Below are 25,400 nucleotides of genomic sequence, written 5' to 3'. Positions count from 1 at the left end.
GCGGTCCTTGCCCCGCACTCCCGCCTCCGCGTGATTCCCCGATCAGGCCCACCGTGACGAACCGGTAGATTCGTGTCGAGGCGTCAGCCCGCCCTGATCGTTCAGGCGGCGCGCGTTCGGCTCAACGGCCGGGTCATGGCCTCGACCGCTGTGTCCCGCGCCGCTTCCTGAGACAATGCGCCGGCCGGCGCGGTCTGCATGACCTCACGCAGAATTTCCCGCGATCGCTTGGCCAAGGCCAGCATGGCGGGCGGCGCGTCGTGCGGAGCCTCGGCCACGGCCTCCATCAGCTGCTCGGCGATCTTCATGAGGCGCGGCGCCGCGGCGATCACGCGCGCCTGTTTTTCGATTCGGTCCGGGTCGCGATCGTATTCCGCGCCCGGCACGCGCCAGCCGCCCCAGTCCGCCCGTTCGGTGACCACCACCGGGTGGGTGCCTGGAAAGGGGTGCCCGACGCAGTCGTCCGGCCCCTGCCACTTGTTTCGCGCCCTCAGCAGGCGCCAGTGGTCGCCATCGATCGCCGTCTCGTCATCGACCGGCAGGGTCAGCTCATGCGCCAGAAACTCGCGCCCCAGTCCGACGTCGTAGGTGACCCGGACCGGCTCCTCGAACCCCTTGGCCCAAACAGGCTGCACCTGCTCGATATGAGCCCAGGCGCCGACACACTCGACCCAGACCCTTTGGCCCTTCTGAAATTGCGCACGCGCCATGATCCGACCTTCTGCTCGTCGGACCACACTACAGCCAAGGCGTTAGCGTTCGGTTGCGAAGCTCCGCCGGCCCGCCTCAGACTTTTCCGACACGCGAAATATCTTCCAGCGCCTCGCCGGCGTACTTTTCCTTCACCCGGGTCGACAGGTCGCCCAGCGACACTACGCCGACGAGCCGTTCGTTCTTGTCCACGACGGGCAGGCGGCGGATCTGGCGGCCGCCCATGGTGTCGAGCACCGACTTCAGGTCCGCGTCATCCCGCACTGATTTCACGTCGTGGGTCATGACCTCCGCTACCCGTGTGGATCCGTCCAGCCCGCGCGCGATGCCGCGAACCACGATGTCGCGATCCGTCACCGTGCCGACCAGCCGGTCGCCGTCGGCCACAGGCATGAAGCCGAAATCGCCCGACTGCATCCGCATGGCCACTTCCTGCACATGGTCGTCCGGCCTGGCGACCTGGACATCCTTGCTCATCACGTCGCGAACCTTCATGGCCATCTCCAGACTGTCGGTTGAGGGTGATCCCAGAACCCCTCCCGACCTTGGCGGTTCCGGAAAGGACGAGGACATGACGGCGGGCGACGAGATCATCGCGGTGCTGGCCCGGCTTGGGGTCCAGCCCGATCTGGCCGAGACCACACAGCCATCCCAGCTGGACGGATCGCCGGTCCCGCGCCCCGTCTTCGCCGAGCCCTCCGCCATCGACGACACGGTCTCGCAAGCCGCCGACGCCTTCGAGGCTTGGCGCCGCGTTCCCACCCCACGCCGCGGAGAGCTGGTCCGCCTGCTGGGCGGGGAGTTGCGCACCTCGAAGGACGACCTGGCCCGGCTGGTCACGCTGGAGGCCGGCAAGATCGTGTCCGAAGGCTTGGGCGAGGTCCAGGAGATGATCGACATCTGCGACTTCGCCGTCGGCCTGTCGCGCCAGCTCTATGGTCTGACCATGCCCAGCGAGCGTCCCGGCCACCACATGCGCGAGACCTGGCAACCGCTCGGCCCGGTCGGGATCATCACCGCGTTCAACTTCCCCGTCGCCGTCTGGGCGTGGAACGCGGCGCTGGCGCTGGTCTGCGGAGACCCGTTGATCTGGAAGCCTTCGGAAAAGACGCCCTTCACCGCCCTCGGCGTTCAGGCCGTATTCGATCGCGCCGCCGCCCGTTTCGGTGACGACGCGCCCCCAGGCCTGTCGCAGGTCATCCTCGGCGAACGCGCGGTCGGAGAGGCGCTCGCGGCGCACCCAGGCGTCCCCCTGATCTCGGCCACCGGCTCGACACGCATGGGCCGGGCCGTCGCCCAGGCCGTCGCCGGCCGCCTGGGCCGCAGCCTGCTGGAGCTGGGCGGCAACAACGCCATGATCGTCACCGACAGCGCCGACCTCGAGCTGGCCGTGCGCGCCATCGCGTTTTCCGCCGTGGGCACCTGCGGCCAGCGCTGCACCAGCCTGCGTCGCCTGCTTGTGCACGACAGCCTGGCCGACGCCCTCGTCGAGCGTCTGGCCAAGGCCTATGCCGGCCTGCCCATCGGCGACCCGCGCGAGGACGGGGTGCTGGTCGGCCCGCTGATCGACCAAGCGGCGGCCGACGGTTTCACGGCGGCCCTCGATCAGGCCCGTGCCGAGGGCGGCGAGGTCGTCACCGGCGGCGAACGGCTGGACCGCGACGGCGTCTACGTCTCCCCCGCCATTGTCCACATGCCTGCGCAGAGCGCCGTCGTCCTGACCGAGACCTTCGCGCCCATACTCTACGTCCTGACCTGGTCCGATCTCGATCAGGCCATCGCACTACAGAACGCGGCGCCCCAGGGCCTGTCGTCCTGCATCTTCACCGACCGGATGCGCGAGGCCGAGACCTTCCTGTCGGCCTGGGGCTCGGATTGCGGCATCGCCAACGTCAACATCGGTCCCTCGGGAGCCGAGATCGGCGGGGCCTTTGGCGGCGAAAAGGAAACCGGTGGCGGTCGCGAGAGCGGCTCCGATTCCTGGAAAGCCTATATGCGCCGTCAGACCCAGACGGTGAACTTCTCCGCCGACCTGCCCCTGGCCCAGGGGGTGAAGTTCGAGGTGTAGGTCGTAGCCGTCTCCCCAGCGGAAGCCGGGGGCCAGGAGGGCTTGCGTGCGCTCTCGGCCCTGGACCCCGGCCTTCGCCGGGGAGACGGGTTTAAGTCGCGCCTTCAACCGACTAACTAGCGCCCATGACCTCCTCTCCCGACACCTGGACCGTCGCCGGCCGCACCTTCTCGTCACGCCTGATCGTGGGCACGGGCAAGTATCGCGACTACGCCCAGAACGCCGCCGCCGCCGAGGCTTCCGGGGCGGAGATCGTCACCGTGGCCGTGCGCCGGGTTAACCTGACCGACCCCTCCCAGCCGGTGCTGACTGACTTCGTCTCGCCTGACCGCTACACCTACCTGCCCAACACCGCCGGATGCTTCACGGGCGAGGACGCGGTGCGAACCCTGCGTCTGGCGCGCGAAGCCGGGGGCTGGACCCTGGTCAAGCTGGAGGTGCTGTCGGATCCCAAGACTCTGTTTCCCGACATGGAGGAGACGCTGCGGTCGCTGAAGCTGCTGACCGCCGAGGGGTTCGAGGTCATGGTCTATTGCACCGACGACCCGGTGTACGCCCGCAAGCTTGAGGACGCCGGCGCGGTGGCCATCATGCCCCTGGGCGCGCCCATTGGATCGGGCCTGGGCATCCAGAACCCGGTCAACATCCGCCTGATCGTCGAACAGTCCAAGGTTCCCGTACTGGTCGATGCCGGGGTGGGAACGGCCTCGGACGCCGCCGTGGCCATGGAGCTGGGCTGTGACGGCGTCTTGATGAACACCGCCATCGCCGAGGCGCGCGATCCGATCCGCATGGCCACCGCCATGAAACACGCCGTCATGGCTGGCCGTGACGCCTATCTCGCTGGCCGGATGAAGAAGCGGCTCTACGCCGACCCCTCCTCGCCGCTCGCAGGGCTGATTTAACGCCTCAGTCCTCGGCGGGAACGCCCAGCGGAAAATAGGCGCGATAGGGCCGGGCCTCCTCGATCGCCCGTGCGAAACTGGGTCGCGCCATCAGCCGTCGCCGATAGGCCAGCAGCGTCTCGAACCGCGGATCGATCGGGTGCGTCCAGTGGGCGTAGAACAGCGCCGGCCCCGCTGCACAGTCGGCCAGGGTGAAGCGATCGCCGCCCGCCCATCGCCGCCCCTTGAGCACATCATCCAGCCAGGCGTAGGACACTTCCAGCTTCTCGCGCGCCAGCGCCTCACCGTAGGCGTCACGTGAGCCTTCCGGCCGCAATGCATTGTAAATCAACGCCTGCTGCTGTCCCGACACATCGTTGTCGAACACGCGGTCCAGGAACCGGACTTCCAGCGCCAGATCGCGATCCTCGGGGATCATCCGCTCCGGCCCGGGATGGAAGACATCCAGATGCTCGATGATGCATGTCGCCTCAATCACCCATCGGTCGCCATCCTTCAGGGCCGGAAACCGCCCGAACGGCCAGGCGGCCTTCAGCGCCACAAAATTCTCCGGATGCTCCGCGTCCAGCATCTTCAGCGTGAACGGCGTCCCCGCCTCGTACAGCGCGATCAGCGCCTTCTGACAGAAGGACGAGAACGGGTGGGCATAGAGTTCCAGGGCCATGCCGCGACCCTAGCCCCGGCTCGGCGGGCGGCCAAGACAATGGTGCGAGCGGCGGGGATCGAACCCGCATGACCGAGGTCGAGGGATTTTAAGTCCCTTGCGTCTACCAGTTTCGCCACGCTCGCGGCGGGATCACCCTACTCGGCGGGCGCGGTCTGGCGGAAGTCCGCGTCCGACTCCGCGATCAGCCACAGCAGCGCGGCCCAGGCGGCGACGTTCTGGTCCAGATTTTCCGGATCAATGCGGTCGATCACGTCGTCGACCGTATGGTGGGTATCGAAATAGTCGGTGCCGTCCTGCGCCAGCTGGAAGGCCGGCACGCCCAGCGCCACCGTCGGACCCGTGTCCGGACCGCCGCCGCGCGCGGGCTGCGGATTCCAGACGATGCCCAGCGGCGTCAGCACTCGCATCGCCGCCTTCTGCAGCTCGCTGTCGGCCTGACCGGCCGGGAGCGACAGCCCATAGATCGGCCCGGCCCCGAAATCGCTTTCCGAAATGACGACGTGGTTCTCCAGATCCGGCCGGGCCACGGCCTCGGCATAGTGGCGGGCGCCGGCCAGGCCCTGAGCGGGCGGCGGCTGGCTGACCTCCTCGGAGCCCCACCAGACCACACGCAACGTGCGGCGTGGCGGCTCGGGCAGGTCGGCGATCAGTTTCAGGGCCGCCGTGGTGATGGCCACGCCCGCCGCGTCGTCGATGGCGCCGGTCCCCAGATCCCAGCTGTCCAGGTGCCCGCCGAACACGATCACCTCCTCGCTCGCCTCGCGACCGCGCACCTCGGCGATGACGTTCTGGCTGTGGCCCGGCTCCAGGAACCGGGCGGTCGAGGAAAGCCGCAACCGCACCGGCCGCTCGGCGCGCTCGGCGATGCGGCGCAGCTGGTCGGCGTCGGGCGGCGAGATGGCGAAGGCGGGGATGGTCCCCTCGCCCACCCGCGTCGCGCCGGTGTGGGCGAAGCGGTGGTCGTGCGTCCCCAGCGAGCGCAGCAGGAAGCCGACCGCGCCGCGCGCCGCCGCCTCGGTCGGTCCCTGGAAGCGGATGACCGAGGTCGAGCCATAGCCGCGCCCGTCCTGGGCGCGCGGCGTGTCCTGCAGCACCACGGCCACCTTGCCGGCCAGCGACCCCGCCGGGGCGTCCAGCAGATCCTGGAAGGTCTCGAAGATCGCCGCCTCGCCCTCGACCCCGCCCTCGGGCGTGGCCACGGCGCCGCCAAGCGCGGTGACGGTCAGCGGCTGGGCGAAGTCGCCGACGATCTCGACCCGCTCCTCGCCGCGATCCCACATCGACAGCGGAAAGCGATCGACGCGGACGTTATCGAACCCATTGGCGCGCAGCCACGCGGCGCCCCATTCCGCCGCCGCCTGCTCAGCGGCCGATCCCGCCGGCCGCGGACCGAACCGGGTCGTGATCTCCTCCACGATCTCATAGGCGCCCGACCCCTCCAGCGCCCGGTCGCGCAAGGCTGCTGCGGTGGCGATGGCCTCGGCGTCCTGAGCCTGGGCCAGGGGCGCGGCGGCGACCGACGCGGCCAGGATGAGAGCGAACGAAACTGCGGCGCGCGACATGGCGACTCCGGTAGGGGCGGAAATGACGGCGGACCTTAGGCGGATCGGACGCGGACTAGAAGCTTCGTCCGTCCACCCGTGCGGCCGTCCAGGACCACGGCTCCACATCGGCCAGGGCGCGGACATTGATGGCGATCATCGCCTTGCCGTCCGGGGTCCGGCCACGCGCGAAGCTCTCGACGCCGCAGGTCTTGCAGAACAGGTGGTCGATGGCGTGCTTGAGAAGCCATACTGGGCTTGCGCGCCTTCGCCCGAGATCAGCCGGAACGCCGAGGGCTCGACGAACTTCAGCACGAACCCCTTGCGATAACAGTGCGAGCAGTTGCACTCGATCAGCCCCTCCAGGTCCATCTCGACCTCAAAACTGACCGCGCCGCAGTGGCAGGAGCCGGTGTGGGTTTTCGTCATTCGCACTCTCCGCTCATCAGGCTTGAACACACTCCGTCTCCCCGGCGGAGGCCGGGGCCCAGAAGAGCTTGCGTGAGATGCTGGTCATGAGCCGGCGCACGCGGCTCTGGGGCCCGGCCTTCGCCGGGGAGACGGGTTGAGGGCGGCTCAAGACCCCTCACGCATCCTCCAGATAGCTGACGCCCGGCGCAGACTTCAGCGCGCCGCGCAGCGCGCCGTCCAGCCGGTATCGACCGGGCAGCTTCAACTCCACCTCGCGTCGGCCGTCCAGCGAGGCGACCAGCACGATCTCTCCGCCCTTGCCCGGCGCCGTCGCTCGGTCCAGCCGCGAGCGCAGGGCCTCGACCTCCGTGCCGCGCCCGGAGACGTGCACACGCAAACCCGCCAGGCCGTCGTCGATCATCGCCTCCATGCGGCTGGCGTCGTCGCCGAAGAAGCGCACCTCGCCGTCCGCCGCCTTGGCCCGCACCTTGACCAGCACCGCCGCGCCGGGCTCCAGCACCTCGCGATTGCGGCGCAGGGATTCCGGAGGGAACAGGCATTCGAACTCGCCGGTCGGGTCCGAGAAGGTGACGAAGGCGAACTTCTCACCGGTCCGCGCGCTGGCCCGTTCCTGCTTGCGACGGATCACCCCGGCCATCTGGAAGGCTTCGTGTCCCTGTTCGGCGCGTTGCAGCGCCTCGGCCACGAAGGTCACGCGCTTCCTGCGCAGGGCGCCCGCCATGTCCTCCAGCGGATGGCCGGACAGGTAGAAGCCCACCGCCGCCAGTTCCTCGTCCAGCCGCTCGGGCCCGACCCACGGCTCGACCGCCCGCAGGCGCGGCGGCGGCAGCTTGTCCGCGCCCCCGAACATGGAAATCTGGTCGCTTTCCCGTTGCGCCGCCGAGGCTTGGGCGTAGGCCATCAGCACATCGGCCTGTTCGACCAGCTGGCGGCGGTTCTGATGCAGGCTGTCGAACGCCCCGGCCCGCGCCAAATTCTCCAGAGCCCGCTTGTTCACGCTCCTCGGATCGACCCGTTCCAGGAAGTCGAAGATGTCGGCGAACGGCCCGCCCGCCTCGCGCACCTCGACGACATGCTTCATCGCCTCCAGCCCGACGTTACGGATGGCGCCCAGTGCATAGAGCACCGCGCCCTTGTCATCGTCCCAGGCGACATCGAAGTCCGCCGACGATCGGTTGATGTCTGGCGGCCGCACCTGGACCTCGAACTTGCGCGCATCCTGATAAAACACCGCCAGCTTGTCGGTGTTGGACAGGTCCAGGCTCATCGACGCGGCGAAGAACTCGACCGGATGCTGGGCCTTCAGCCAGCCGGTCTGATAGCTGATCATCGCGTAAGCCGCCGCGTGCGACTTGTTGAAGCCGTAACCCGCGAACTTGGCCACCAGATCGAAGATGCCGCCGGACTGTTCATCCGGCACGCCCTTTTCGGACGCGCCCTTGATGAAGCGCGCCCGCTGGAAATCCATCTCCTCCTTCTTCTTCTTGCCCATGGCGCGGCGCAGCAGATCCGCCTCGCCCAGGCTGTAGCCCGCCAGGACCTGGGCGATCTTCATCACCTGCTCCTGGTAGATGATGACCCCATAGGTCTCGGTCAGGACCTCGGTCAGGCTGGGGTGGAGATAGTCGACCTCGGCGCGGCCGAACTTGCGGTCGATATAGGTGTCGATCATCTCCATCGGCCCGGGCCGATAGAGGGAGATCAGCGCCGTGATCTCCTCGATGGAGCCGCAGCGCATCTTGCGCAGGGTGTCGCGCATGCCCTGCGATTCCAGCTGGAACACCCCGACCGTCTGGCCCGACGCCATCAGCTCATAGGTGGAGCCGTCGTCCAGCGGCAGGGTGGTGAAGTCCGGCGCCATGCCCCGCCGCTCCAGATAGGCGCGCGCCCGGTCCAGTACGGTCAGGGTCTTCAGCCCCAGGAAGTCGAACTTCACCAGCCCGGCCGGCTCCACCCATTTCATGTTGAACTGGGTCGCCGGGATGTCCGAGCGCGGGTCCTGATACAACGGCGCCAGCTCGACCAGCGGCCGGTCGCCGATGACGATGCCCGCCGCGTGGGTCGAGGCGTTGCGGTAAAGGCCCTCCAGCTCCAGCGCCGTGGCCAGAAGCGTCTCCACCGACTTCTCGGAGTCGCGCGCCTCCTTCAGCCGCGGCTCCAGCTCGATGGCCTGGGCCAGGGTCACTGGATTGGCGGGGTTGGCGGGCACCATCTTGGCCAGGCGGTCGACCTGGCCCAGCGGCATCTGAAGGACGCGGCCGACATCACGAAGCACGGCCCGGGCCTGCAGCGTGCCGAAGGTGATGATCTGGGCGACCCGGTCCTGACCGTAGTGCTGCTGGACGTAGGAGATGACCTCCTCGCGCCGCTCCTGGCAGAAGTCGATGTCGAAGTCGGGCATGGACACCCGCTCCGGATTCAGGAACCGCTCGAACAGCAGGCCGAACCGCAGGGGATCCAGATCGGTGATGGTCAGGGCCCAGGCCACCAGCGACCCCGCCCCCGACCCCCGCCCCGGTCCGACCGGAATCCGGTGACTCTTGGCCCATTTGATGAAGTCGGCGACGATCAGGAAATAGCCCGGGAACCCCATCTGGGTGATGATCGACACCTCCCAGTCCAGACGCTTCCAGTACTCCTCCTCGGGCGCGGCCGGCGTCACCTGCAGCAGGCGCGCCTTCAGCCCCTCGCGCGCCTGATGGGCCAGTTCCTCCGGCTCGGAGCGACCGGCGCCGGTGTCGAAGCGCGGCAGGATCGGCGCGCGGGTCTCCACCATGAAGGCGCAGCGGCGCGCGATCTCCAGCGTCGAGTCACAGGCCTCGGGCAGGTCGGCGAACAGGGTCCGCATCTGCTCGGCCGACTTGAACCAGTGCTGGTCCGTCACGCGCCGTCGGTCGTCCTGTCCGATGAAGGCCCCGTCGGCGATACACATCAGCGCGTCGTGAGAGCGATGCTGGCGCTGTTCGGCGTAATGCACGTCATTGGTCGCGACCAGGGGCGTGTCCGAGTCATAGGCCCACTGGACCAGGCCCGGCTCGGCGGCGCGCTCGCCCGCCGTGTCGTGACGCTGAAGCTCGACATAAAGCCGGTCGCCGAACACCCGGCGCATCTCGGCCAGGGCCTTGCGGCCCTCCCCCGCCTTGCCGGCCGCGAACAGGCAGTTCACCGGCCCGTCCGGCCCGCCGGACAGCAGGATCAGCCCCGCCGAATGTTTCTCGACCAGCGACCACGGGACCTCCGGCTCGGTCGCCTCGCCGGAGATTACCCGAGGGTCCAGAAAGGCCGCCGAGGACAGGGCTGACAGGTTCAGCCAGCCCTGCTCGTTCTGGGCAAGCAGCACCACCGTCGGCGTCCGCGCCCAGCGCTCGACCGGCCGCCCGCCGATACCGGAAACCGGCAGCGAACATCCCACGAGGGGTTGGACGCCCGCGTCCCGGGCCGCCTGGCTGAATTCCAGCGCTCCGAACAAATTCGCGCGGTCGGTCACGCCCACCGCCGGCATCCCGGCCTTCTGGGCCAGGGTCGGCACCTTGCCCGCCTTGGTCGCCCCCTCCAGCAGGGAATAGGCCGACCGCACCCGGAGATGGACGAAGCCCTGGCTGGTCATGGTGTCGTTCATCCGATCACCCTAGCCCGACTCGACGACGCCGCGCTCGATCCCCTGCGACGCCATCCACAGGCTGAGGGTCAGGCGATGAAAAAGGCCGCCTGCCACACCATCCACACGAACGCCCCACAGGACGCCAAAGACAAGATTTCCCGGCCCCAACGCGCCATGATCGCCTCCCAGAAATGATGTTCTGGCAATGTTCTATGTTGCGGCTTTGTTCTCGTCAAGTCCGCCATCGTGGACAACGCGAACCGTGGTAAGGCTCGCTCCGCGCCCGTCGTCCCGCCCATCGGCGGTAGGCGCCAGGAGATCGACCATGGCCAAGGGTCAGGTGCGCAAGAACAAGGAAGCCCGCAAACCCAAGGCGGAGAAGGCCAAGCCTCCGGTATCGGTGGGAAGTTCGCCCTTCACCCAACCGCCCACCAGGAAATAGCGCCGCGCGTCAGCCGCCGGCGCTCATCCGCGCCAGGATCGACACCAGGGCGGCGGGGTTGGTCGCGCCGGTCTTGCGCAGCAGGTTGGCGCGGAAGAACTCGACCGTGCGCGGGCTGAGCAACAGGGCCTGGGCGATCTGCTTCGTCGTCTGGCCGTCCATGATCAGTTCGGCGACCTGCCGCTCGCGCGGCGTGAAGCCGGCGAAGGCCTGGGCGGGCTTGGCGATCGCCGCCTGCGCCTCCTCGACCGCCCGGATGATGCGGTCGGTCGAGGCCGGCTTCTCCAGAACATTGAAGGCGCCCAGCCGCATCGCCTCGACCGTCATCGACACATCGACGATGGCGCTGAGGATGATCACCGCGTGCCGGTCCAGCCCGCAGAGCGCCTGGACCAGATCCAGTCCATCGACTTCGGGAATGCGCAGATCGACGATCACCACCGACGCCGGCGCCGCCACGGCCCAGGCCAGGGCCTCGACAGGCTCGCCGAAGCTCATCACCGGCATGTCGGCCTGCTCCAGTCCCAGGTGCAACATGTGCCGGACAGAGGGATCGTCATCGACGATCAGAACCTCGCTCGGCCCCAGCGGCAGTCCGACGGTCGCGGCGCGCGGATCGGGGCGGCGGATCTTGCCGCTTTCCTGGGGACTCATCGGGGTTCGTTTGCGCGAAAACTGGGGAGATGCCTTCTCCATAGCGCGACCGTAGCCGTGGGAAACCCCGTGATTCCACGCAGTTCACGCGGAAAAGCTTGGCCGCTACCCAGCCAGGATGAGCAAGACCCTGGACGCGGCCCTGTGGTTCCACGCCCTTCGCGGCATCGGTCACGATCCCGGTGCGCTGGAGGGACTGGTCGCCGTGTCCCGCGCCCAGCGACTTCAGCTCAAGATCGGCGGCATCGCTCTCACCGGCGACGCCTTTCTGCTGCACATGCTCGAAGGCGAGCCCGAAGCCATCGATCGCCTTCTGGAAACCACCAGCGGCGCCGCCTGGCGCGGACCGCCGCTGATCGTCGATCGTCGCCCCATCCTGACCCGCGAGTTCCGCTGGTGGAGCCCGCTCGACGGCTGGCTTACCCCCGGTGAAACGGCCTGGTTGTCCGGTGTCCTGGCCCGCCCGCCGTATGACGTCGAGGCGATCGAGAGCCTCGCCCGCTGGGCCGGCTACCGCGCGGCCGAGATCAAGCTGGGCGTCGCCTCCGACGCGACCATGGAAGCGCCCTGGATCAGCCGCCCCGGGCCCGCGCGCTGACGCCTTAGTAGGCGTGGCTCTCCGCCGGCCGCTCTTCCAGATGCCCGTCCTTCAGAGCGAACACCCGGTCCATGTGCCCGGCCAGCTCCATATTGTGGGTGGCGATCAGGGCCGCGACGCCGGTGGTCTTGGCCAGCTGGCGCAAGGCATCGAACACCGCCTGGCTGGTGGTTGGGTCCAGATTGCCGGTCGGCTCGTCCGCCAGCAGCAGACGCGGCCCGTTGGCCAGGGCCCGGGCGATGGCGACCCGCTGCTGCTCCCCGCCCGACAGCTGCGCCGGCTGGTGGGTCAGGCGCTCGCCCAGCCCCAGCTGGGTCAGCACCTCGGCCGCCCGCGCCCGGGCCTTCTCCATCGACGCGCCCGCGATCCGCATCGGCAGGGCGACGTTATCGCGCGCATCGAACTCCGGCAGCAGATGGTGGAACTGATAGACGAAGCCCACCCGCTGAAGCCGCAGCCGGGTGCGCGCCCGCTCATTCAGCCCGGTGACCTCCTCGCCGTCGATGGTCAGATGGCCGGCGGTCGGCCGTTCCAGCAGACCGGCGGCATGCAGCAGGCTCGACTTGCCCGAGCCGGACGGCCCGATCAGCCCGACCACCTCGCCCGGATAGACATCCAGATCGACGCCCTTGAGGACCGTCAGGGTCCTGGCCGGTGTGACATAGCTGCGCTCGAGGCCGCGAATGGAGAGGACCGGATCACTCAAAACGCAGGGCCTCCACCGGATCGAGCCGCGACGCCCGCCAAGACGGCGGCAGCGACGCCAGGCACGACATGACCAGCGACAGCATCGCCACCCAGAACACGTCCACCGGATCGATCAGCGCCGGCACGCGCGGCAGCAGATAGACCTCGGAATTGAACACCTGGGCGCCGGTGATCGCCTCCACCGCCCCCTGGATCGGGCCGATGTTTAGGCAGAACAGGACGCCGAGGATCAGACCGGCCAGAGTGCCCGCCACCCCGATCGACGCCCCGGCCATGAAGAAGACCCGCAGGATCGAGCTCTGACTGGCCCCGACTGTTCGCAGGATGGCGATGTCGCGGGTCTTGTTCTTCACCAGCATGACGATGCCGGAGATGATGTTCATGGCGGCGATGGCCACGACCAGACCCAGGATGATGCTCATCGCCACGCGTTCGATCTTCAGCGCCTCCCAGAAGGCCGAGGCCCGCTGGGTCCAATCGGTAACCACCGCATAGGGGCCAACCGCCTCGCGCACGCCGGGCGCGATCTCCGCCACGCGATCCGGATCATCCACCTTCATCTCGATGACGTCCCAGACGCCTTCCTTGCCGAAGAAGATCTGCGCCTGCTCCAGCGGCATGAACATGAAGCCGGCGTCGTAGTCGGCCATGCCGGCGGTGAAGGTGCCGCCGACGATGTAGGTCTTCTCCAGCCCCAGCGAGCCGAAGGCCGAGCCGCCGCCGGTCGGCGACAGCACGGTGATCGGATCGCCGATCCTCAGACCCAGATTGTTCGCCATGGTCTGGCCGATGATCACCCGGTCGCCGCCATAGGGGCCCTGGCCGAACGTCTGCAGCGCCTCGGGCTGGGTGCTATCGGCCACCAGATCCATGCGGCGCAGGTCCTCGGCGCGGATGCCGCGCACCACCACCGGCGTCAGCTGGGCGCCCGCCCGGATCACGGAGTAGCTTTCGGTCAGGGGCGACACCTCGACCACGCCCGGCGCGTTCCTCAGCCGCTCGACCACCTGATCGCGGTCCGGCGCCTGCAGCACCTCGCCCGACACGAACATGTGCCCGTTGAACGACAGGATCCGGCCCAGCAGCTCGGCGCGGAACCCCGACATGATGCTCATTACGCTGATCAGCACCGCCACCGCCAGCATGATGCCGACGAAGCTGATGATCGCGATCAGGGCGACCCCGCCCTCCTTGCGCCTGGCCCGAAGATAGCGGAGCGCCAGGCCGAGCTCCCATGACGAGAAGGCGTTCATGCGCGGACCTGCTGCAAGGCCTGTTCCAGCGGCACGGACTGTTTCTCGCCGGTCGCCCGGCGCTTCAGTTCGACCACGCCGTCGGCCAGACCCTTGGGTCCGATGGTCAGCTGCCAGGGGATGCCGATCAGGTCGGCGGTGGCGAACTTGCCGCCCGGCCGTTCGTCGGTGTCGTCATAGAGAACGTCTTTGCCGGCCGCCTCCAGCTGACGCACCGCGTCCTCGCAGGCGGCGGACACCGCCTCGTCATTGGCCCGCAGATTGATGACCACCACGTCGAACGGCGCGACGGCGTCCGGCCAGATGATGCCGCCCTCGTCGTGGCTGGCCTCGATGATGGCGCCCAGCAGACGCGAGACCCCGACGCCATAGCTGCCCATGTGCACGGCCGTATCCTTGCCGTCCGGCCCCTGCACCCGCGCCTTCATCGGCTCGGAGTATTTGGTCCCGAAATAGAAGATGTGGCCGACCTCGATCCCCCGGGCGGTCAGGCGGTCGGCTTCGGCGGTTTCGCTGTCAAAGCGCGCCGCGTCATGCATCTCTTCGGTCGCCGCATAGAGGCCGGTGCGCTCGTCCACGAGCCCCTGCAGGTCGTCCCAGTCCACGTCCGCGCCCGGCGCCGGCATCTCGACCAGCTTGCGATCGCAGAACACCTGGCTTTCGCCCGTGTCGGCCAGCACGATGAACTCGTGGCTCAGATCGCCGCCGATCGGCCCGGTATCCGCCCGCATCGGCACGGCCTTCAGCCCCATCCGCGCGAAGGTGTTCAGATAGGCCACGAACATGCGGTTGTAGGCCTTCCTCGCCGAGGCCTCGTCCAGATCGAAGGAATAGGCGTCCTTCATCAGGAACTCGCGCCCGCGCATCACCCCGAACCGCGGCCGGCGCTCGTCGCGGAACTTCCACTGGATGTGAAACAGGTTCAGCGGCAGCGCCTTGTAGCTCTTCACGAAGCTGCGGAAGATGTCGGTGATCATCTCCTCATTGGTCGGCCCGTAAAGCAACTCGCGTTCGTGCCGGTCGGTGATCCGCAGCATCTCCGGCCCATAGGCGTCATACCGCCCGGACTCCCGCCACAGGTCGGCCAGCTGCAGCGTGGGCATCAGCACCTCAACGGCGCCCGCCCGCTCCTGCTCCTCGCGCACGATCTGCTCGATCTTGTTCAGCACCCGCAGACCCAGCGGCAGCCAGGCGTAGATCCCCGCCGCCTCCTGCTTGATCAGCCCGGCGCGCAGCATCAGCTGGTGCGACACGATCTGGGCGTCCGACGGCGCCTCTTTCAGCGTGGGCAGGAAGTAGCGCGACAGGCGCATCAGGGAATCCGGAGACAGGGGAACGAACCCCGCTTTAGCCGGGCGCCGTGGGGCGGCGCAATGCGGCGTGTCCTCACCCCGTCGGCAGGCCCGACAGATCGACCAGCCCCGACTCCACCACCCCGACGATCAACACCCAGACGATGGCGGAGACCCAAGTGGTTGTGATGGCCTTCTTCTTCAGGTTGGGCTTGATCGGCGCGCCCCACTGGCCGCCGTCGGTCGGCGCCTGCTGATCGCCCTGGTTCATGCCCAGCGGCAGGATGGCGAACAGCACGGTCCACCAGCAGGTTAGATAGATGGCGATCAGGGTGACAGGGCCAAAGATCACGGATGGCGCCCCTCGGCGTCCGGCGCCTGCATCAGCTCGACCAGCACCCCGCCCATGTCCTTGGGATGCAGGAACAGCACCGGCGTGCCGTGGGCGCCGATGCGCGGCTCGCCAGTCCCCAGTACGGTCGCGCCCTTGGCGGTCAGAGCATCGCGTGCGGCGATGATGTCCTCGACCTCGAAACAGACGTGGTGCTGGCCGCCCTTGGGGTTCTTCGCCAGAAATCCGTTCAGCGGGCTGTCCGCGCCCAGCGGCTCGATCAGCTCGATCTGGCTGTTCGGCAGGTCGACGAAGGCGACGCGCACGCCCTGGGCCGGCAGGTCGAAGGGCTCGCCGTGCGGCGTCCCGCCCAAAATGTCGCGATACAGCGCCAGACTGTCGTCGATGGAGGGGGTGGCGACCCCCACATGGTTCAAGCGTCCGATCATGGCGGGCTGTATGAGCGGCGAAGAGCTCAGCCGCAAGCCGCCCCCACCCCCGGCGCCCTCAGCGTCAGGATCGTGTCTTGCCGCTCCCGCCGGGTGATAACGCCGGACTCCTCCAGGATGCAGCCCACCACGGTGTTCGAATTGGGCGCCAGTACGCCATAGCGGATGTCGGACTCGGCCAGCCGGCGCTCGGCGGCGCGCAACCGCTCTAGCGCGGCCGGGATTTCAGCCGGGTCGTCGGTGATCCGGGTCATCTCGTGGATGGCCTGGCCCGATGAGGGATAGTCGTAGGCCCGGGCGTCGAACGGGGCGATCCTGGCCTCCAGAAAGTCCGGATGCTCCGCCTCGTCGTCGAACTTGCCGTTCATGCTGGCCGAGAAAGAGATCGGCTCGCCGCTCTCCGGCACCACCAGGATGTAGGCGTGACGCGGAAAGAACAGGAACTGGGCCATCCACTTGGTCGCGTGCACCGCCGGCGCGCCATCCGGTCCCAAGGCCCGCATGCCGACATAGACCCCCGCCGGAAAGTTCCCGCCGTCCAGCCCGCCGAACCGCGTCTCGAGATGCTCGACCATGACCTGATCCAGCAGAAAGGTGCGCTGGCCGACCCGGTCTTGGAAATAGGCGCGGATATCGGCCTCGCTGGGCGCTTGCCCCAGCTCGCCGCCATAGATGGCGGCAAAGGCGTCGGGATCGGTTTCGCGGCCATCCAGCGCGCTGAACCACAGCCCCTGCACCTCGGCGCGCGCCCGTTCGGGAATGCCGCCGGGCGTCTGGACCCACAGCGTCAGGCCCAGATTGATCAGGGCGAACAGCACGACCAGGCCGATCAGGGTCTGGATGCCGATCAGTCCCCACTTGCGCCACCCGCGATACGGATGCCGCGCGTGGCGGACGTGGTCGAGAATATCGCGCGTGCGGCTCATGGCGCCGTGACCGTGAATCGACCCCGCGCGTCAGACAAGCGGGATCACAGCCTCAGGATCACGGTCTCGACGATCGGCCGGCGGTCCCAGATCTGCTGGCTGGCCTTCTTCAGGGCCCGCGCCACGGCCTGTTCGACCACCAGCTCGTCCTCCAGAGCCTCGCCCTTCAAGCCGCGCACCACCTGCTCGACCCGTTCGGCCAAGTCGTCCAGCGCGTCGCCTAGGGGCGTGTTCGGATCACCCGGCAGGCCGATGCCGCGCACGTCGATGTCCGACATGATCTTGCCGCGCCTGTCCATGGCGAAACTGACCACCAGCACGCCGTTCGAGGCCGCGTGGCGACGCTCGCGCAGGGCCTCGCCGGCCTCGGTGACCAGCATCCCGCCGTCGACATACAGCCGGCCGTTCGGCACCTCGTCGATGATTCCGGGCTGACCCGGCGCCAAAAGGACCAGATCGCCGTTTCGGGGCGTGACCGTTTCCGGCACGCCGAAGTCCTTGGCCAGATTGGCGTGCTCCATCAGGAAGCGGCGCACCCCATGGGTCGGCACGGCGATGCGCGGCCGGACCCAGTCGTACATGTCCTTCAGCTCGTCGCGGCACGGGTGGCCAGAGACGTGGATGTTGGGATGGTCCCGCTCGGTGTAGAGCCGCACACCCCGATCCGCGAGCCGGTCCTGCAGCGCGCCGATCGACAGCTCGTTTCCGGGGATCACGCGCGACGAGAAGATGCAGTGGTCGCCCAGACCCAGCTTGATGAAGGGATGGGTGCCGTCAGCCACCCGCGACAGGGCGGCGCGGGCCTCTCCCTGGCTGCCGGTGCACAGGTACAGAATCTGATCCGCCGGCCAGACCCGCGCCTCGTCCTCGGTCAGGAAGGGCGGCAAATCGTCCAGCAGGCCCACATGGCGCGCCGCGGCGGTGATCCGGTGCATCGAGCGCCCGGCCAGCACCACCCGGCGCCCGGCCGCCTCTGCGGCGCGCACAACCGAATGCACCCGCGCCACGTTCGACGCGAAACACCCGACCGCGACCCGGCCCTTGAGCGGCTTGATCAGGTCCTCCAGGCCGACGGCGACATCGCCTTCCGACCCCGCGCGGCCGTCGACGAACACATTGGTGGAATCGCACACCATGGCCAGCACGCCTTCGTCCCCAATGCGGGTCAGGGCGGCGGTGTCGGTCTTGTGGCCAACGACCGGATCAGGATCGATCTTCCAGTCGCCGGTGTGCAGCACCGTGCCCAGCGGGGTGCGGATGGCCAGCCCGTTCGGCTCGGCGATCGAGTGCGCCATCGACACCAGCTCCACCTGGAACGGCCCCAGGTCGATAGTCCCGCCCAACGGAACCTCCTTGACCTTCACATCCTTCAGATTGCCCCGGTCGCGCAGCTTTTCGCGGATCAGAAAGGCGGTGAAGGGCGTGGCGTACAGCGGCGCATCCAGTTGCGGCATCAGCCACGGCAGGGCGCCGATGTGATCCTCGTGCGCGTGGGTCAGCACGATGCCCAGGATGGTCTCGCCCTTCAGGAACTCCGGATCGGGCACGATGATGTCGACGCCCGGCGTCGACAGGTCGCCGAAGGTCACGCCGACGTCGACGAGGATCCATTTGCGGTCATGCGCCGGGCCGAAACCATAGGCGTTCAGGTTCATCCCGACTTCGTTGGAGCCGCCCAGCGGCAGGAAGACGAGTTGGTCTTGGTTCTTGTCAGTCATGGCGAGGCCATATGGGGGTTCCGGGAGGAGATAGCGAGCGGATTGAACCAGTCTTTCACCTCTCCGCGCGCGAAGGCGCGTGGGGAGGACAGGACGACGCGCCAGCGGCGTCCAGGCGGGGGCGGCGCCGACGACTGGGTTCGCGCGAACGGATCATCCGGCGACACCCCCTCCTGGTCGCTGCCGCGACCTGTCCTCCCCGCCGCCCTTCGGCGTCGGAGAGGTGATATCTGCTCGGCTCAGGCAACCGTCCCAAAGAAAACATCACCTGCGGAGATCAGCCGCAACGACCCATCGCCCAACCGCAGCCGCAGACTGCCGTCCTCGGCTACGCCCTCGGCCGTTCCGGCGAGCGTCTCATGGTCCAGACGCGCCACGCACGGCCCCTGCAAACCCCCCGCCCGCCGAGTCCAGGCGTCGAGGACCGGCGCGAAGCCATAGGCGTCCCATCGTCCCATCCACGCGGCCAGACTGTCGGCCAGCACCGTCAGCGCCATCTCGGGCGTCGGCGTGTGCGCCAGGTCGGGCCGCAGCGCCTGGGCCAATGCGATCGCCGGCCGCTCCGTGTCGTCGGGCGCATGGGCCAGGTTGACGCCGATGCCGATGGCCAGCCAAACGCCGCCCTGGGCGCGCTGACCGCTTTCGATCAGGATGCCGGACGCCTTTTTGCCGTCCAGCAGGACGTCATTGGGCCATTTGATCGCCACCCGCCCCGCCTCGGTGAAGGCGTCGAGCAACTCCGCAACCGCCAGGGCGGCGATGAAGCTAACCTGCGCCGCCTCGGCCGCTGGTCGGCGAGTTGCCGTCAGCAGGGTGGCGAACAGATTGCCCGGCTCGCTGGTCCAGGCGCGTGCGCGTCGGCCTCGCCCGGCGTCCTGAGCCCGGGCGGCCAGCCACAGGGGGCCGCCCTCCCCCGCCTCGGCGCGACGGCGCGCCTCGGCGTTGGTGGAATCAATCCGGTCGAACCAGACGATTGGCGTCTCGGCGGGCGCCGTCGATGAGGCGCCGGGGCTCACCCTACCCCGCCCCGAACCCCGAGGCGGCGATCCGGGTCAGCGGCTCCAGCCAGGTCAGGCCGATGATCACCAGCGGGAAGGAAAAGGCGGCGGCGGCCCAGGCCGTCCACTGCGCCTCCTTCGGCGCCCTGTCGGTGGCGACGACACCCTCGGGCGGGGCGTCGAACCACATCAGCTTGATGATCCGCAGATAGTAGAAGGCCGCGACCACCGAGGCGACCAGACCGATCGCCGCCACGCCCCACAGGCCCGCGTCGATCGCCGCGCCAAAGACGAAATACTTGCCCCAGAAACCGGCGAACGGCGGCATGCCCAGCACTGACAAGGCCAGGATGGTGATGGCGATGGCCGTGACCGGCCGGTCCTGCTTCAGGCCCGCGAAATCCTCGATCCGCCGGATCGGACGCCCGCCGCGGCTTAGCGCCAGCAGACAGGCGAACAGGCCGATGGTGTCGATCATGTAGAAGGTCATGAACATCAGCATGGCCTGCAGGCCCTCGGCCGTGCCCGCCGCGATGCCCAGCAGGGCGTAACCGATGTTGGCGATCGACGAATAGGCCAGCAGCCGCTGCACGTCCCGCTGCGCCAGCCCTCCGAAGGCGCCGACCGCGAAGGAGATCACCGAGATGATCACCAGAATCTGGCTCCAGTCGCCCAGCGCGCCGCCGAACCCTTCCGACAGGGTGCGGGCGAACAGGACCATCGCCGCCATCTTCGGCGCCGTGGCGAACAGGGCCACCACCGGCGTCGGCGCGCCCTCATAGACGTCGGGCGTCCACATATGGAACGGGGCGGCCGAGACCTTGAACGCCAGGCCGCACATCAGGAACACCAGGCCAAAGATCAGACCGGCCCCCGCGTCGCCCGAGGCCACCACGGCGATGTCCTCGAACCGCATCGAGCCGGTGAAGCCATAGACCAGGCTGGCGCCGTACAGCAGCAGGCCCGACGACAGGGCGCCCAGCACGAAATACTTCAAGCCCGCCTCCGACGCCTTGGCGTCGTCGCGGTGGTAGGCGGCCAGCACATAGAGGGCCAGCGACTGCAACTCGACCCCGACATAGAGCGATATCAGATCGCCCGCTGACACCATCATGGCCATGCCGACCGAGGCCAGGATGATCAGGATGGGATATTCGAACTTGGCGATGCCCTGACGCCGCGTCCAACCGGCCCCCAGCACCACGGCCAGGGCGGCGAACAGATAGATGGCCACCTTGGCGTAGACGGCCAGCGGGTCGGCCACGAAGGCGCCGTTGAACGCCACGCCCAGCGGCGCGGTCCCCGCCACCCCGGCCGCCACGACCAGCAGCAACGCGCCGATCCACGACAGCGGCCCGGCCGACTTCTCGCCCCAGAAGGCGCCGACGACCAGCAGCACCAGAGCGCCGACCGCCAGGGTGATCTCCGACGCCGCCAGCGGCAGCGCCTGGCTGAGATCGATCGAAAAGGGAACTTCGGAAACGGTCATGAGATCACCCGCCGATCGCGGCGCGATAGGTGGCGACCAGGGCGTTCACCGAGCCCTCGGTCAGGTCCAGCACGGCGCCGGGCTGCACGCCCAGCCAGATCGTGCCGATGATCAGCGGAACGAACACGCCCAATTCCCGCCGGTCGATGTCGGCGATGCCCTTCAGCTTGGGATTGGTGATCTCGCCGAACATGACGTTGCGGTACAGCGTCAGGGCATAGACCGCCGACAGGATCACCCCGAAAGCCGCGCCGAACGCCACCCAGGTGGAATAGCCATAGGCGCCGGCCATGGTCAGGATCTCGCCGATGAAGCCAGAGGTCCCCGGCAGGCCCACATTGGCCATGGTGAACATCAGGAAGATGGCGGCGTACCACGGCATGCGGCTGGTCAGACCGCCATAGAAGGCGATCTCGCGCGTGTGCATCCGGTCGTAGATGACGCCCACGCAGAGGAACAGCGCGCCCGAGATCAGGCCGTGGCTGATCATCTGGAACACGGCGCCCTGTACGCCCTGCTCATTGCCGGCGAAGATGCCCATGGTGACGAAGCCCATGTGCGCCACCGACGAATAGGCGATCAGCTTCTTGATGTCGGTCTGCCGGAAGGCGACCAGCGAGGTGTAGATGATGGCGATGACCGACAGCACCATGACCAGGGGCGCGAACAGCTCGGACGCCTCGGGGAACATGGGCAGGTTGAAGCGCAGGAAGCCGTAGCCGCCCAGCTTCAGCAGGATGCCCGCCAGGATCACCGATCCCGCCGTCGGCGCCTGGACGTGGGCGTCGGGCAGCCAGGTGTGGACCGGCCACATCGGCATCTTCACGGCGAAGGAGGCGAAGAAGGCCAGCCACAACAGCTGCTGGGTCAGGGGGTCGAAGCCGAACTGGGCCAGCTCGGGGATGCTGGACGTGCCCGCCGCGCGGGTCATGTACAGCATGGCCGCCAGCATCAGGACGGACCCCAGCAGGGTGTAGAGGAAGAACTTGTAGGCCGCGTAGATCCGGTTCTGCCCGCCCCAGATGCCGATGATCAGGAACATCGGCACCAGGCCGCCCTCGAAGAAGACGTAGAACAGATACAGGTCCAGAGCCGTGAACACGCCGATGACCAGCGTCTCCAGCACCAGGAAGGCGATCATGTATTCGACCACACGGTGCTCGATGGAGCGCCAGCTGGCCACGATGCAGATCGGCATCAGGAAGGCCGTCAGCAGCACGAACAGGATCGAGATGCCGTCGACGCCCAGGTGATAGGCGATGCCGGCGAACCACGGCACGTATTCGACGAACTGATAGGCCGTGCTCGACGCGTCGAAGGCCGCGACCAGAACCACCGCGACCGCCAGCGTCGCAAGCGTGGTGATCAGGGCGATCCAGCGCGCGGCCGGGGCCGCCGCGTCGGCCGACTTGGACGCCAGGCGCGTTCCCAGGAGGATCAGCGCGCCGACGAGCGGCAGGAAGGTGACGATGCTGAGGATATAGGGCACGGGCGTCAGGCTCCCCACCGCGCGATGACGACGGCCAGAAGGCCCGCCACGCCCAGCAGCATCACAAAGGCATAGTGGTAGACATAGCCGGACTGGACCTTGGCCAGCCGTCCGGCGGATTTAAGCGAGGCCCAGGCGGCGCCGTTCGGCCCCAGGCCGTCGATGATCTTGATGTCGCCGATCTTCCAGAACAGGTCGCCAAGCGCCTTGGCCCCCCTCACGAAGATCAGGTCATACAGCTCGTCGAAGTACCACTTGTTGTACAGGAAGCGGTACAGCGGCCCGTTCCGCTCGGCCCAGACGCGCGCCAGCCCCTCTCGCATCACATAGAGCCAGAAGGCGAACAGCGTGCCCGCCAGGGTCAGCACCAGCGGCGCCCACAGCACCCAGGTCGGCACATAGTGGCTGTCGTGCAGCACGTGGTTCTCGGGCCGCGTGAAGATGGCCTCGCGCCAGAAGTGCTCGGCATGGTGACCGACAAAGAACTCGTAGAACACGAAGCCCGAGGCGATCGCGCCGACCGACAGCAGCAGCAGCGGGACCAGCATCACCCACGGGCTCTCGTGAGGCTTCAGCGGTCCGTGATGGTGGTGATCGTCGTGGTGGACGTGTTCCGCCCCCTCGACGTGATCGGTCGCCGGATGGGCGCCGTCGGCCAGGGGCTCGTCGTGGGTCTCCAGCTGAGCCTCGTGATGCTCGTGGCCCGGCTCGTCATGCACGGCCGCGTGCTCTTCCTTCCACACCGGCTTGTTGTGGAAGGTCATGAACACCAGACGCCACGAATAATAGGCGGTCAGGCCGGCGGCGAAGAGGCCGATGAAGAAGACGAACAGGCCCGCCGGGCTGTAGCCGGCCGAGGCGAAGGCGCTCTCCAGGATCGAGTCCTTGGAGTAGAAGCCGGCGAAGCCCCATTTCAGACCCGGAATGCCCAGGCCGGTGATGGCGATGGTGCCGATGGTCATCACGCCATAGGTGACGGGCAACAGCTTCCACAGCCCGCCCATCTTCCGCATGTCCTGCTCATGGTGCATGCCGTGGATCACCGAGCCCGCGCCTAGGAACAGCAGCGCCTTGAAGAAGGCGTGGGTGAACAGGTGGAACATGGCGGGCTGATACGCGCCCACCCCGGCGGCGAAGAACATGTAGCCCAGCTGAGAACAGGTCGAATAGGCGATGACCCGCTTGATGTCGTTCTGGGTCAGGCCGACCGTCGCGGCGAACAGGGCCGTGACCCCGCCGATCAGGGCGACGATCTGGCTGGCCACCGGCGCATACTCGAACAGCGGGCTGAGCAGACACACCATATAGACGCCGGCCGTCACCATGGTTGCTGCGTGGATCAGGGCGGAGACCGGGGTCGGGCCCTCCATGGCGTCCGGCAGCCAGGTGTGCAGGAAGAACTGGGCCGACTTGCCCATGGCGCCGATGAACAGCAGGAAGGCCGCGATATCCAGCGCCGACCAGGTGTGACCCAGGAACTCCCAGCCCCGACCCTCCCAGGCCGCGATCATGGGGAACAGCTCGGCGAACTGGATGGTGCCGAACATCCAGAAGACGGTGAAGATGCCGAGCGCAAAGCCGAAGTCACCGACCCGGTTGACCACGAAAGCCTTGATGGCGGCGGCCGAGGCGGTCGGCTTCTTGTACCAGAATCCGATCAGCAGATAGGACGCCAGCCCCACCCCTTCCCAGCCGAAGAACAGCTGCATGAAGTCGGCGGCGGTGACCAGCGCCAGCATGGCGAAGGTGAACAGCGAGAGATAGGCGAAGAACCGGGGCTTGTCCGGATCCTCGGCCATGTAGCCCCAGCTGTAGAGGTGAACCAGCGACGACACCGAGGTCACCACCACCAGCATCACCGCCGACAGGGCGTCGATGCGGATGGCCCAGTTCGACTGGAAATCGCCGACGTTGATGAAGGGCGCGATCTGGACGGTGAAGGGCTGCAGGTCGCCCCAGGTCCACGACCCGAACACGATCCAGGCCACGGCGGCCGAGAAGAACAACAGGCCCGTGGTGACGCCCTGAGATACGACATTGCCGATCCGCCGGCCGAAGAAACCCGCGATGGCCGCTCCCAGCAGCGGGGCGAAGACGCCGAGTGTGACGAGAAGCTCGAGAGTCACGCGATCAGCCCTTCATCACGCTGGCGTCGTCCACGGCGATGTCGCCGCGGTTACGGAAGAAGGTCACCAGAATGGCCAGACCGACGGCGGCCTCGGCCGCGGCCACGGTCAGCACGAACATGGCCATGATCTGCCCCTGTACGTCGTTCAGATAGGCCGAGAAGGCGACGAAATTGATGTTCACCGACAAGAGGATCAGCTCGATCGACATCAGGATGATGATGACGTTCTTGCGGTTCACGAAGATGCCGAACACCCCGAGGGTGAACAGGATGGCGGCGACCGCCAGATAGTGGGCCAGGCCGATCATCAGAGAAGCTCCTCCGGGCTGACGCCCCGGCCGGTTTCGGCGGACTTGATCTCCACCGCCGTGCGGCGATCACGGTTGATCTGGTCGCCCGGGTTCTGGCGGCGCACATGCGGCTTGTGGCGCAGGGTCAGCACGATCGCCCCGATCATGGCGATCAGCAGCACGATCCCGGCCGCCTGGAAGATGTAGACATAGTCGGTGTAGAGCACCCGCCCGATGGTCTCGACGTTGGAGGCATCGGCCGTCGCCGGCACGATCTGGCCGCCCGCCGCGGCGCCGCCGCTGGCCACGGCCAGGGACACGATGATCATCTCGGCCAGCAGGATCGCCGCCACGATGGCCGCCAGTGGCAGATAGCGGGTGAAGCCTTCCCTCAGCTTCACGAAGTCGACGTCCAGCATCATGACGACGAACAGGAACAGCACCGCCACGGCGCCGACGTAGACGACCACCAGCAGCATCGCCAGGAACTCGGCGCCCAGCAGCACGAACAGCCCCGCCGAGGCGAAGAAGGCCAGGATCAGCCACAGCACGGAGTGAACCGGGCTGCGCGACAGCACCACGGCTCCGCCGGCGAAGACGGCCGTTATGGCCAGCAGATAGAAGGCGATCGCCTCGATCATCGGCGCTCTGACGCCCCTCTCAAAAAGTCCCGACCGGCGGAATCGCCGGCCCTCTTAGCCTCTGGTCGC

24 protein-coding genes and 1 tRNA gene are annotated in these 25,400 nt (G+C 67.8%); 4 read left to right on the top strand and 21 right to left on the bottom strand.

The window, feature by feature from the left end; all coding sequences use genetic code 11:
- Positions 1-101 precede the first annotated feature (101 nt).
- Both EES48_RS14355 and EES48_RS14350 read right to left on the bottom strand, forming a co-directional pair.
- Entirely contained in the window at positions 102-710 is a 609-nt protein-coding gene (locus tag EES48_RS14355; RefSeq protein ID WP_240623388.1) for a hypothetical protein, read from the bottom strand.
- A gap of 76 nt (positions 711-786) precedes the next feature.
- Positions 787-1,206, bottom strand: a complete 420-nt coding sequence (locus EES48_RS14350) for a CBS domain-containing protein (RefSeq protein ID WP_122468898.1) — start codon at positions 1,204-1,206, stop codon at positions 787-789.
- 76 nt (positions 1,207-1,282) lie between these two features.
- Between EES48_RS14350 and amaB the strand changes: the two genes are divergently transcribed.
- A complete protein-coding gene (amaB, locus tag EES48_RS14345) occupies positions 1,283-2,779 on the top strand; it encodes an L-piperidine-6-carboxylate dehydrogenase (protein WP_122468815.1) in 1,497 nt (498 codons plus the stop codon).
- 125 nt (positions 2,780-2,904) lie between these two features.
- A complete protein-coding gene (locus EES48_RS14340) occupies positions 2,905-3,684 on the top strand; it encodes a thiazole synthase (protein WP_122468812.1) in 780 nt (259 codons plus the stop codon).
- Positions 3,685-3,688: 4 nt separating this feature from the next.
- Here EES48_RS14340 and EES48_RS14335 read toward each other — a convergent pair whose 3' ends face one another.
- From EES48_RS14335 to dnaE, 5 genes are all read right to left on the bottom strand, one after another.
- The gene (locus EES48_RS14335; protein ID WP_122468809.1) at positions 3,689-4,348 is read right to left on the bottom strand and encodes a glutathione S-transferase family protein; all 660 of its coding nucleotides are present in this window, start codon (positions 4,346-4,348) and stop codon (positions 3,689-3,691) included.
- A gap of 40 nt (positions 4,349-4,388) precedes the next feature.
- A tRNA-Leu gene (locus EES48_RS14330) sits at positions 4,389-4,473 on the bottom strand.
- Between the two features lie 12 nt (positions 4,474-4,485).
- Positions 4,486-5,913 (bottom strand): M20/M25/M40 family metallo-hydrolase, encoded by a 1,428-nt coding sequence (locus EES48_RS14325; RefSeq protein WP_122468806.1) that lies wholly within the window; start codon positions 5,911-5,913, stop codon positions 4,486-4,488.
- A gap of 135 nt (positions 5,914-6,048) precedes the next feature.
- Positions 6,049-6,321, bottom strand: a complete 273-nt coding sequence (locus tag EES48_RS14320) for a GFA family protein (RefSeq protein WP_240623387.1) — start codon at positions 6,319-6,321, stop codon at positions 6,049-6,051.
- 157 nt (positions 6,322-6,478) lie between these two features.
- Positions 6,479-9,943 (bottom strand): DNA polymerase III subunit alpha, encoded by a 3,465-nt coding sequence (gene dnaE / locus EES48_RS14315; protein ID WP_122468803.1) that lies wholly within the window; start codon positions 9,941-9,943, stop codon positions 6,479-6,481.
- Here dnaE and EES48_RS14310 point away from each other — a divergent pair.
- Positions 9,908-10,120 (top strand): hypothetical protein, encoded by a 213-nt coding sequence (locus EES48_RS14310; RefSeq protein WP_122468800.1) that lies wholly within the window; start codon positions 9,908-9,910, stop codon positions 10,118-10,120. The genes dnaE and EES48_RS14310 overlap by 36 nt on opposite strands.
- A gap of 256 nt (positions 10,121-10,376) precedes the next feature.
- Here EES48_RS14310 and EES48_RS14305 read toward each other — a convergent pair whose 3' ends face one another.
- Positions 10,377-11,021, bottom strand: a complete 645-nt coding sequence (locus tag EES48_RS14305) for a response regulator transcription factor (protein ID WP_122468797.1) — start codon at positions 11,019-11,021, stop codon at positions 10,377-10,379.
- A 118-nt stretch (positions 11,022-11,139) separates the two neighbouring features.
- Between EES48_RS14305 and EES48_RS14300 the strand changes: the two genes are divergently transcribed.
- The gene (locus tag EES48_RS14300; protein WP_122468794.1) at positions 11,140-11,619 is read left to right on the top strand and encodes a hypothetical protein; all 480 of its coding nucleotides are present in this window, start codon (positions 11,140-11,142) and stop codon (positions 11,617-11,619) included.
- Positions 11,620-11,623: 4 nt separating this feature from the next.
- Here the strand turns inward: EES48_RS14300 and EES48_RS14295 are convergent, their stop codons facing one another.
- The 13 genes from EES48_RS14295 to EES48_RS14235 all read right to left on the bottom strand — a co-directional run bounded on the left by EES48_RS14295 (position 11,624) and on the right by EES48_RS14235 (position 25,331).
- Positions 11,624-12,325 (bottom strand): ABC transporter ATP-binding protein, encoded by a 702-nt coding sequence (locus EES48_RS14295; RefSeq protein ID WP_122468791.1) that lies wholly within the window; start codon positions 12,323-12,325, stop codon positions 11,624-11,626.
- Positions 12,318-13,580 (bottom strand): lipoprotein-releasing ABC transporter permease subunit, encoded by a 1,263-nt coding sequence (locus EES48_RS14290; protein ID WP_122468788.1) that lies wholly within the window; start codon positions 13,578-13,580, stop codon positions 12,318-12,320. Before EES48_RS14290 ends, EES48_RS14295 begins: the two co-directional genes overlap by 8 nt.
- The gene (gene proS / locus EES48_RS14285) at positions 13,577-14,893 is read right to left on the bottom strand and encodes a proline--tRNA ligase (RefSeq protein ID WP_122468785.1); all 1,317 of its coding nucleotides are present in this window, start codon (positions 14,891-14,893) and stop codon (positions 13,577-13,579) included. Before proS ends, EES48_RS14290 begins: the two co-directional genes overlap by 4 nt.
- Before the next feature lie 73 nt (positions 14,894-14,966).
- Complete coding sequence (locus tag EES48_RS14280; RefSeq protein WP_122468782.1) at positions 14,967-15,224, bottom strand: DUF1467 family protein; 258 nt, start codon at positions 15,222-15,224, stop codon at positions 14,967-14,969.
- Positions 15,221-15,652: a methylmalonyl-CoA epimerase gene (mce, locus tag EES48_RS14275; protein WP_122468777.1), complete on the bottom strand. Its 432-nt coding sequence runs from the start codon at positions 15,650-15,652 to the stop codon at positions 15,221-15,223. The genes EES48_RS14280 and mce overlap by 4 nt, the downstream gene beginning before the upstream one ends.
- A gap of 26 nt (positions 15,653-15,678) precedes the next feature.
- Positions 15,679-16,578 (bottom strand): hypothetical protein, encoded by a 900-nt coding sequence (locus EES48_RS14270; RefSeq protein WP_122468774.1) that lies wholly within the window; start codon positions 16,576-16,578, stop codon positions 15,679-15,681.
- Between the two features lie 44 nt (positions 16,579-16,622).
- A complete protein-coding gene (locus EES48_RS14265) occupies positions 16,623-18,296 on the bottom strand; it encodes a ribonuclease J (protein ID WP_122468771.1) in 1,674 nt (557 codons plus the stop codon).
- Positions 18,297-18,535: 239 nt separating this feature from the next.
- Complete coding sequence (locus tag EES48_RS14260; RefSeq protein WP_122468768.1) at positions 18,536-19,312, bottom strand: biotin--[acetyl-CoA-carboxylase] ligase; 777 nt, start codon at positions 19,310-19,312, stop codon at positions 18,536-18,538.
- A 1-nt stretch (position 19,313) separates the two neighbouring features.
- Positions 19,314-20,783: an NADH-quinone oxidoreductase subunit NuoN gene (nuoN, locus tag EES48_RS14255; RefSeq protein WP_122468766.1), complete on the bottom strand. Its 1,470-nt coding sequence runs from the start codon at positions 20,781-20,783 to the stop codon at positions 19,314-19,316.
- Between the two features lie 4 nt (positions 20,784-20,787).
- On the bottom strand, positions 20,788-22,272 hold the full coding sequence (locus EES48_RS14250; protein WP_122468895.1) for an NADH-quinone oxidoreductase subunit M: 1,485 nt from the start codon (positions 22,270-22,272) through the stop codon (positions 20,788-20,790).
- A gap of 5 nt (positions 22,273-22,277) precedes the next feature.
- A complete protein-coding gene (nuoL, locus tag EES48_RS14245) occupies positions 22,278-24,398 on the bottom strand; it encodes an NADH-quinone oxidoreductase subunit L (RefSeq protein WP_122468764.1) in 2,121 nt (706 codons plus the stop codon).
- A gap of 4 nt (positions 24,399-24,402) precedes the next feature.
- A complete protein-coding gene (gene nuoK / locus EES48_RS14240) occupies positions 24,403-24,708 on the bottom strand; it encodes an NADH-quinone oxidoreductase subunit NuoK (protein ID WP_122468761.1) in 306 nt (101 codons plus the stop codon).
- Complete coding sequence (locus EES48_RS14235) at positions 24,708-25,331, bottom strand: NADH-quinone oxidoreductase subunit J (RefSeq protein WP_122468758.1); 624 nt, start codon at positions 25,329-25,331, stop codon at positions 24,708-24,710. Before EES48_RS14235 ends, nuoK begins: the two co-directional genes overlap by 1 nt.
- Positions 25,332-25,400: the final 69 nt, after the last annotated feature.

The sequence above is a fragment of the Brevundimonas lutea genome (assembly GCF_003704105.1).
GTDB lineage: Bacteria > Pseudomonadota > Alphaproteobacteria > Caulobacterales > Caulobacteraceae > Brevundimonas > Brevundimonas lutea.
Note: the sequence above shows the minus strand (reverse complement) of the source record. Positions and strands in the feature narration are given on the sequence as shown.

Excerpts from the sequence above, each read along its gene's own strand:
- amaB (WP_122468815.1), top strand. The coding sequence starts at position 1,283 with ATGACGGCGGGCGACGAGATCATCGCGGTGCTGGCCCGGCTTGGGGTC.
- EES48_RS14335 (WP_122468809.1), bottom strand. The coding sequence starts at position 4,348 with ATGGCCCTGGAACTCTATGCCCACCCGTTCTCGTCCTTCTGTCAGAAG.
- dnaE (WP_122468803.1), bottom strand. The coding sequence starts at position 9,943 with ATGAACGACACCATGACCAGCCAGGGCTTCGTCCATCTCCGGGTGCGG.
- EES48_RS14270 (WP_122468774.1), bottom strand. The coding sequence starts at position 16,578 with ATGAGCCGCACGCGCGATATTCTCGACCACGTCCGCCACGCGCGGCAT.
- EES48_RS14300 (WP_122468794.1), top strand. The coding sequence starts at position 11,140 with ATGAGCAAGACCCTGGACGCGGCCCTGTGGTTCCACGCCCTTCGCGGC.
- EES48_RS14290 (WP_122468788.1), bottom strand. The coding sequence starts at position 13,580 with ATGAACGCCTTCTCGTCATGGGAGCTCGGCCTGGCGCTCCGCTATCTT.
- EES48_RS14265 (WP_122468771.1), bottom strand. The coding sequence starts at position 18,296 with ATGACTGACAAGAACCAAGACCAACTCGTCTTCCTGCCGCTGGGCGGC.
- EES48_RS14320 (WP_240623387.1), bottom strand. The coding sequence starts at position 6,321 with ATGACGAAAACCCACACCGGCTCCTGCCACTGCGGCGCGGTCAGTTTT.
- EES48_RS14235 (WP_122468758.1), bottom strand. The coding sequence starts at position 25,331 with ATGATCGAGGCGATCGCCTTCTATCTGCTGGCCATAACGGCCGTCTTC.
- nuoN (WP_122468766.1), bottom strand. The coding sequence starts at position 20,783 with ATGACCGTTTCCGAAGTTCCCTTTTCGATCGATCTCAGCCAGGCGCTG.
- mce (WP_122468777.1), bottom strand. The coding sequence starts at position 15,652 with ATGATCGGACGCTTGAACCATGTGGGGGTCGCCACCCCCTCCATCGAC.
- EES48_RS14355 (WP_240623388.1), bottom strand. The coding sequence starts at position 710 with ATGGCGCGTGCGCAATTTCAGAAGGGCCAAAGGGTCTGGGTCGAGTGT.
- EES48_RS14340 (WP_122468812.1), top strand. The coding sequence starts at position 2,905 with ATGACCTCCTCTCCCGACACCTGGACCGTCGCCGGCCGCACCTTCTCG.
- proS (WP_122468785.1), bottom strand. The coding sequence starts at position 14,893 with ATGCGCCTGTCGCGCTACTTCCTGCCCACGCTGAAAGAGGCGCCGTCG.
- EES48_RS14310 (WP_122468800.1), top strand. The coding sequence starts at position 9,908 with ATGGACGAAGCCCTGGCTGGTCATGGTGTCGTTCATCCGATCACCCTA.
- EES48_RS14305 (WP_122468797.1), bottom strand. The coding sequence starts at position 11,021 with ATGAGTCCCCAGGAAAGCGGCAAGATCCGCCGCCCCGATCCGCGCGCC.
- EES48_RS14325 (WP_122468806.1), bottom strand. The coding sequence starts at position 5,913 with ATGTCGCGCGCCGCAGTTTCGTTCGCTCTCATCCTGGCCGCGTCGGTC.
- EES48_RS14350 (WP_122468898.1), bottom strand. The coding sequence starts at position 1,206 with ATGAAGGTTCGCGACGTGATGAGCAAGGATGTCCAGGTCGCCAGGCCG.
- nuoK (WP_122468761.1), bottom strand. The coding sequence starts at position 24,708 with ATGATCGGCCTGGCCCACTATCTGGCGGTCGCCGCCATCCTGTTCACC.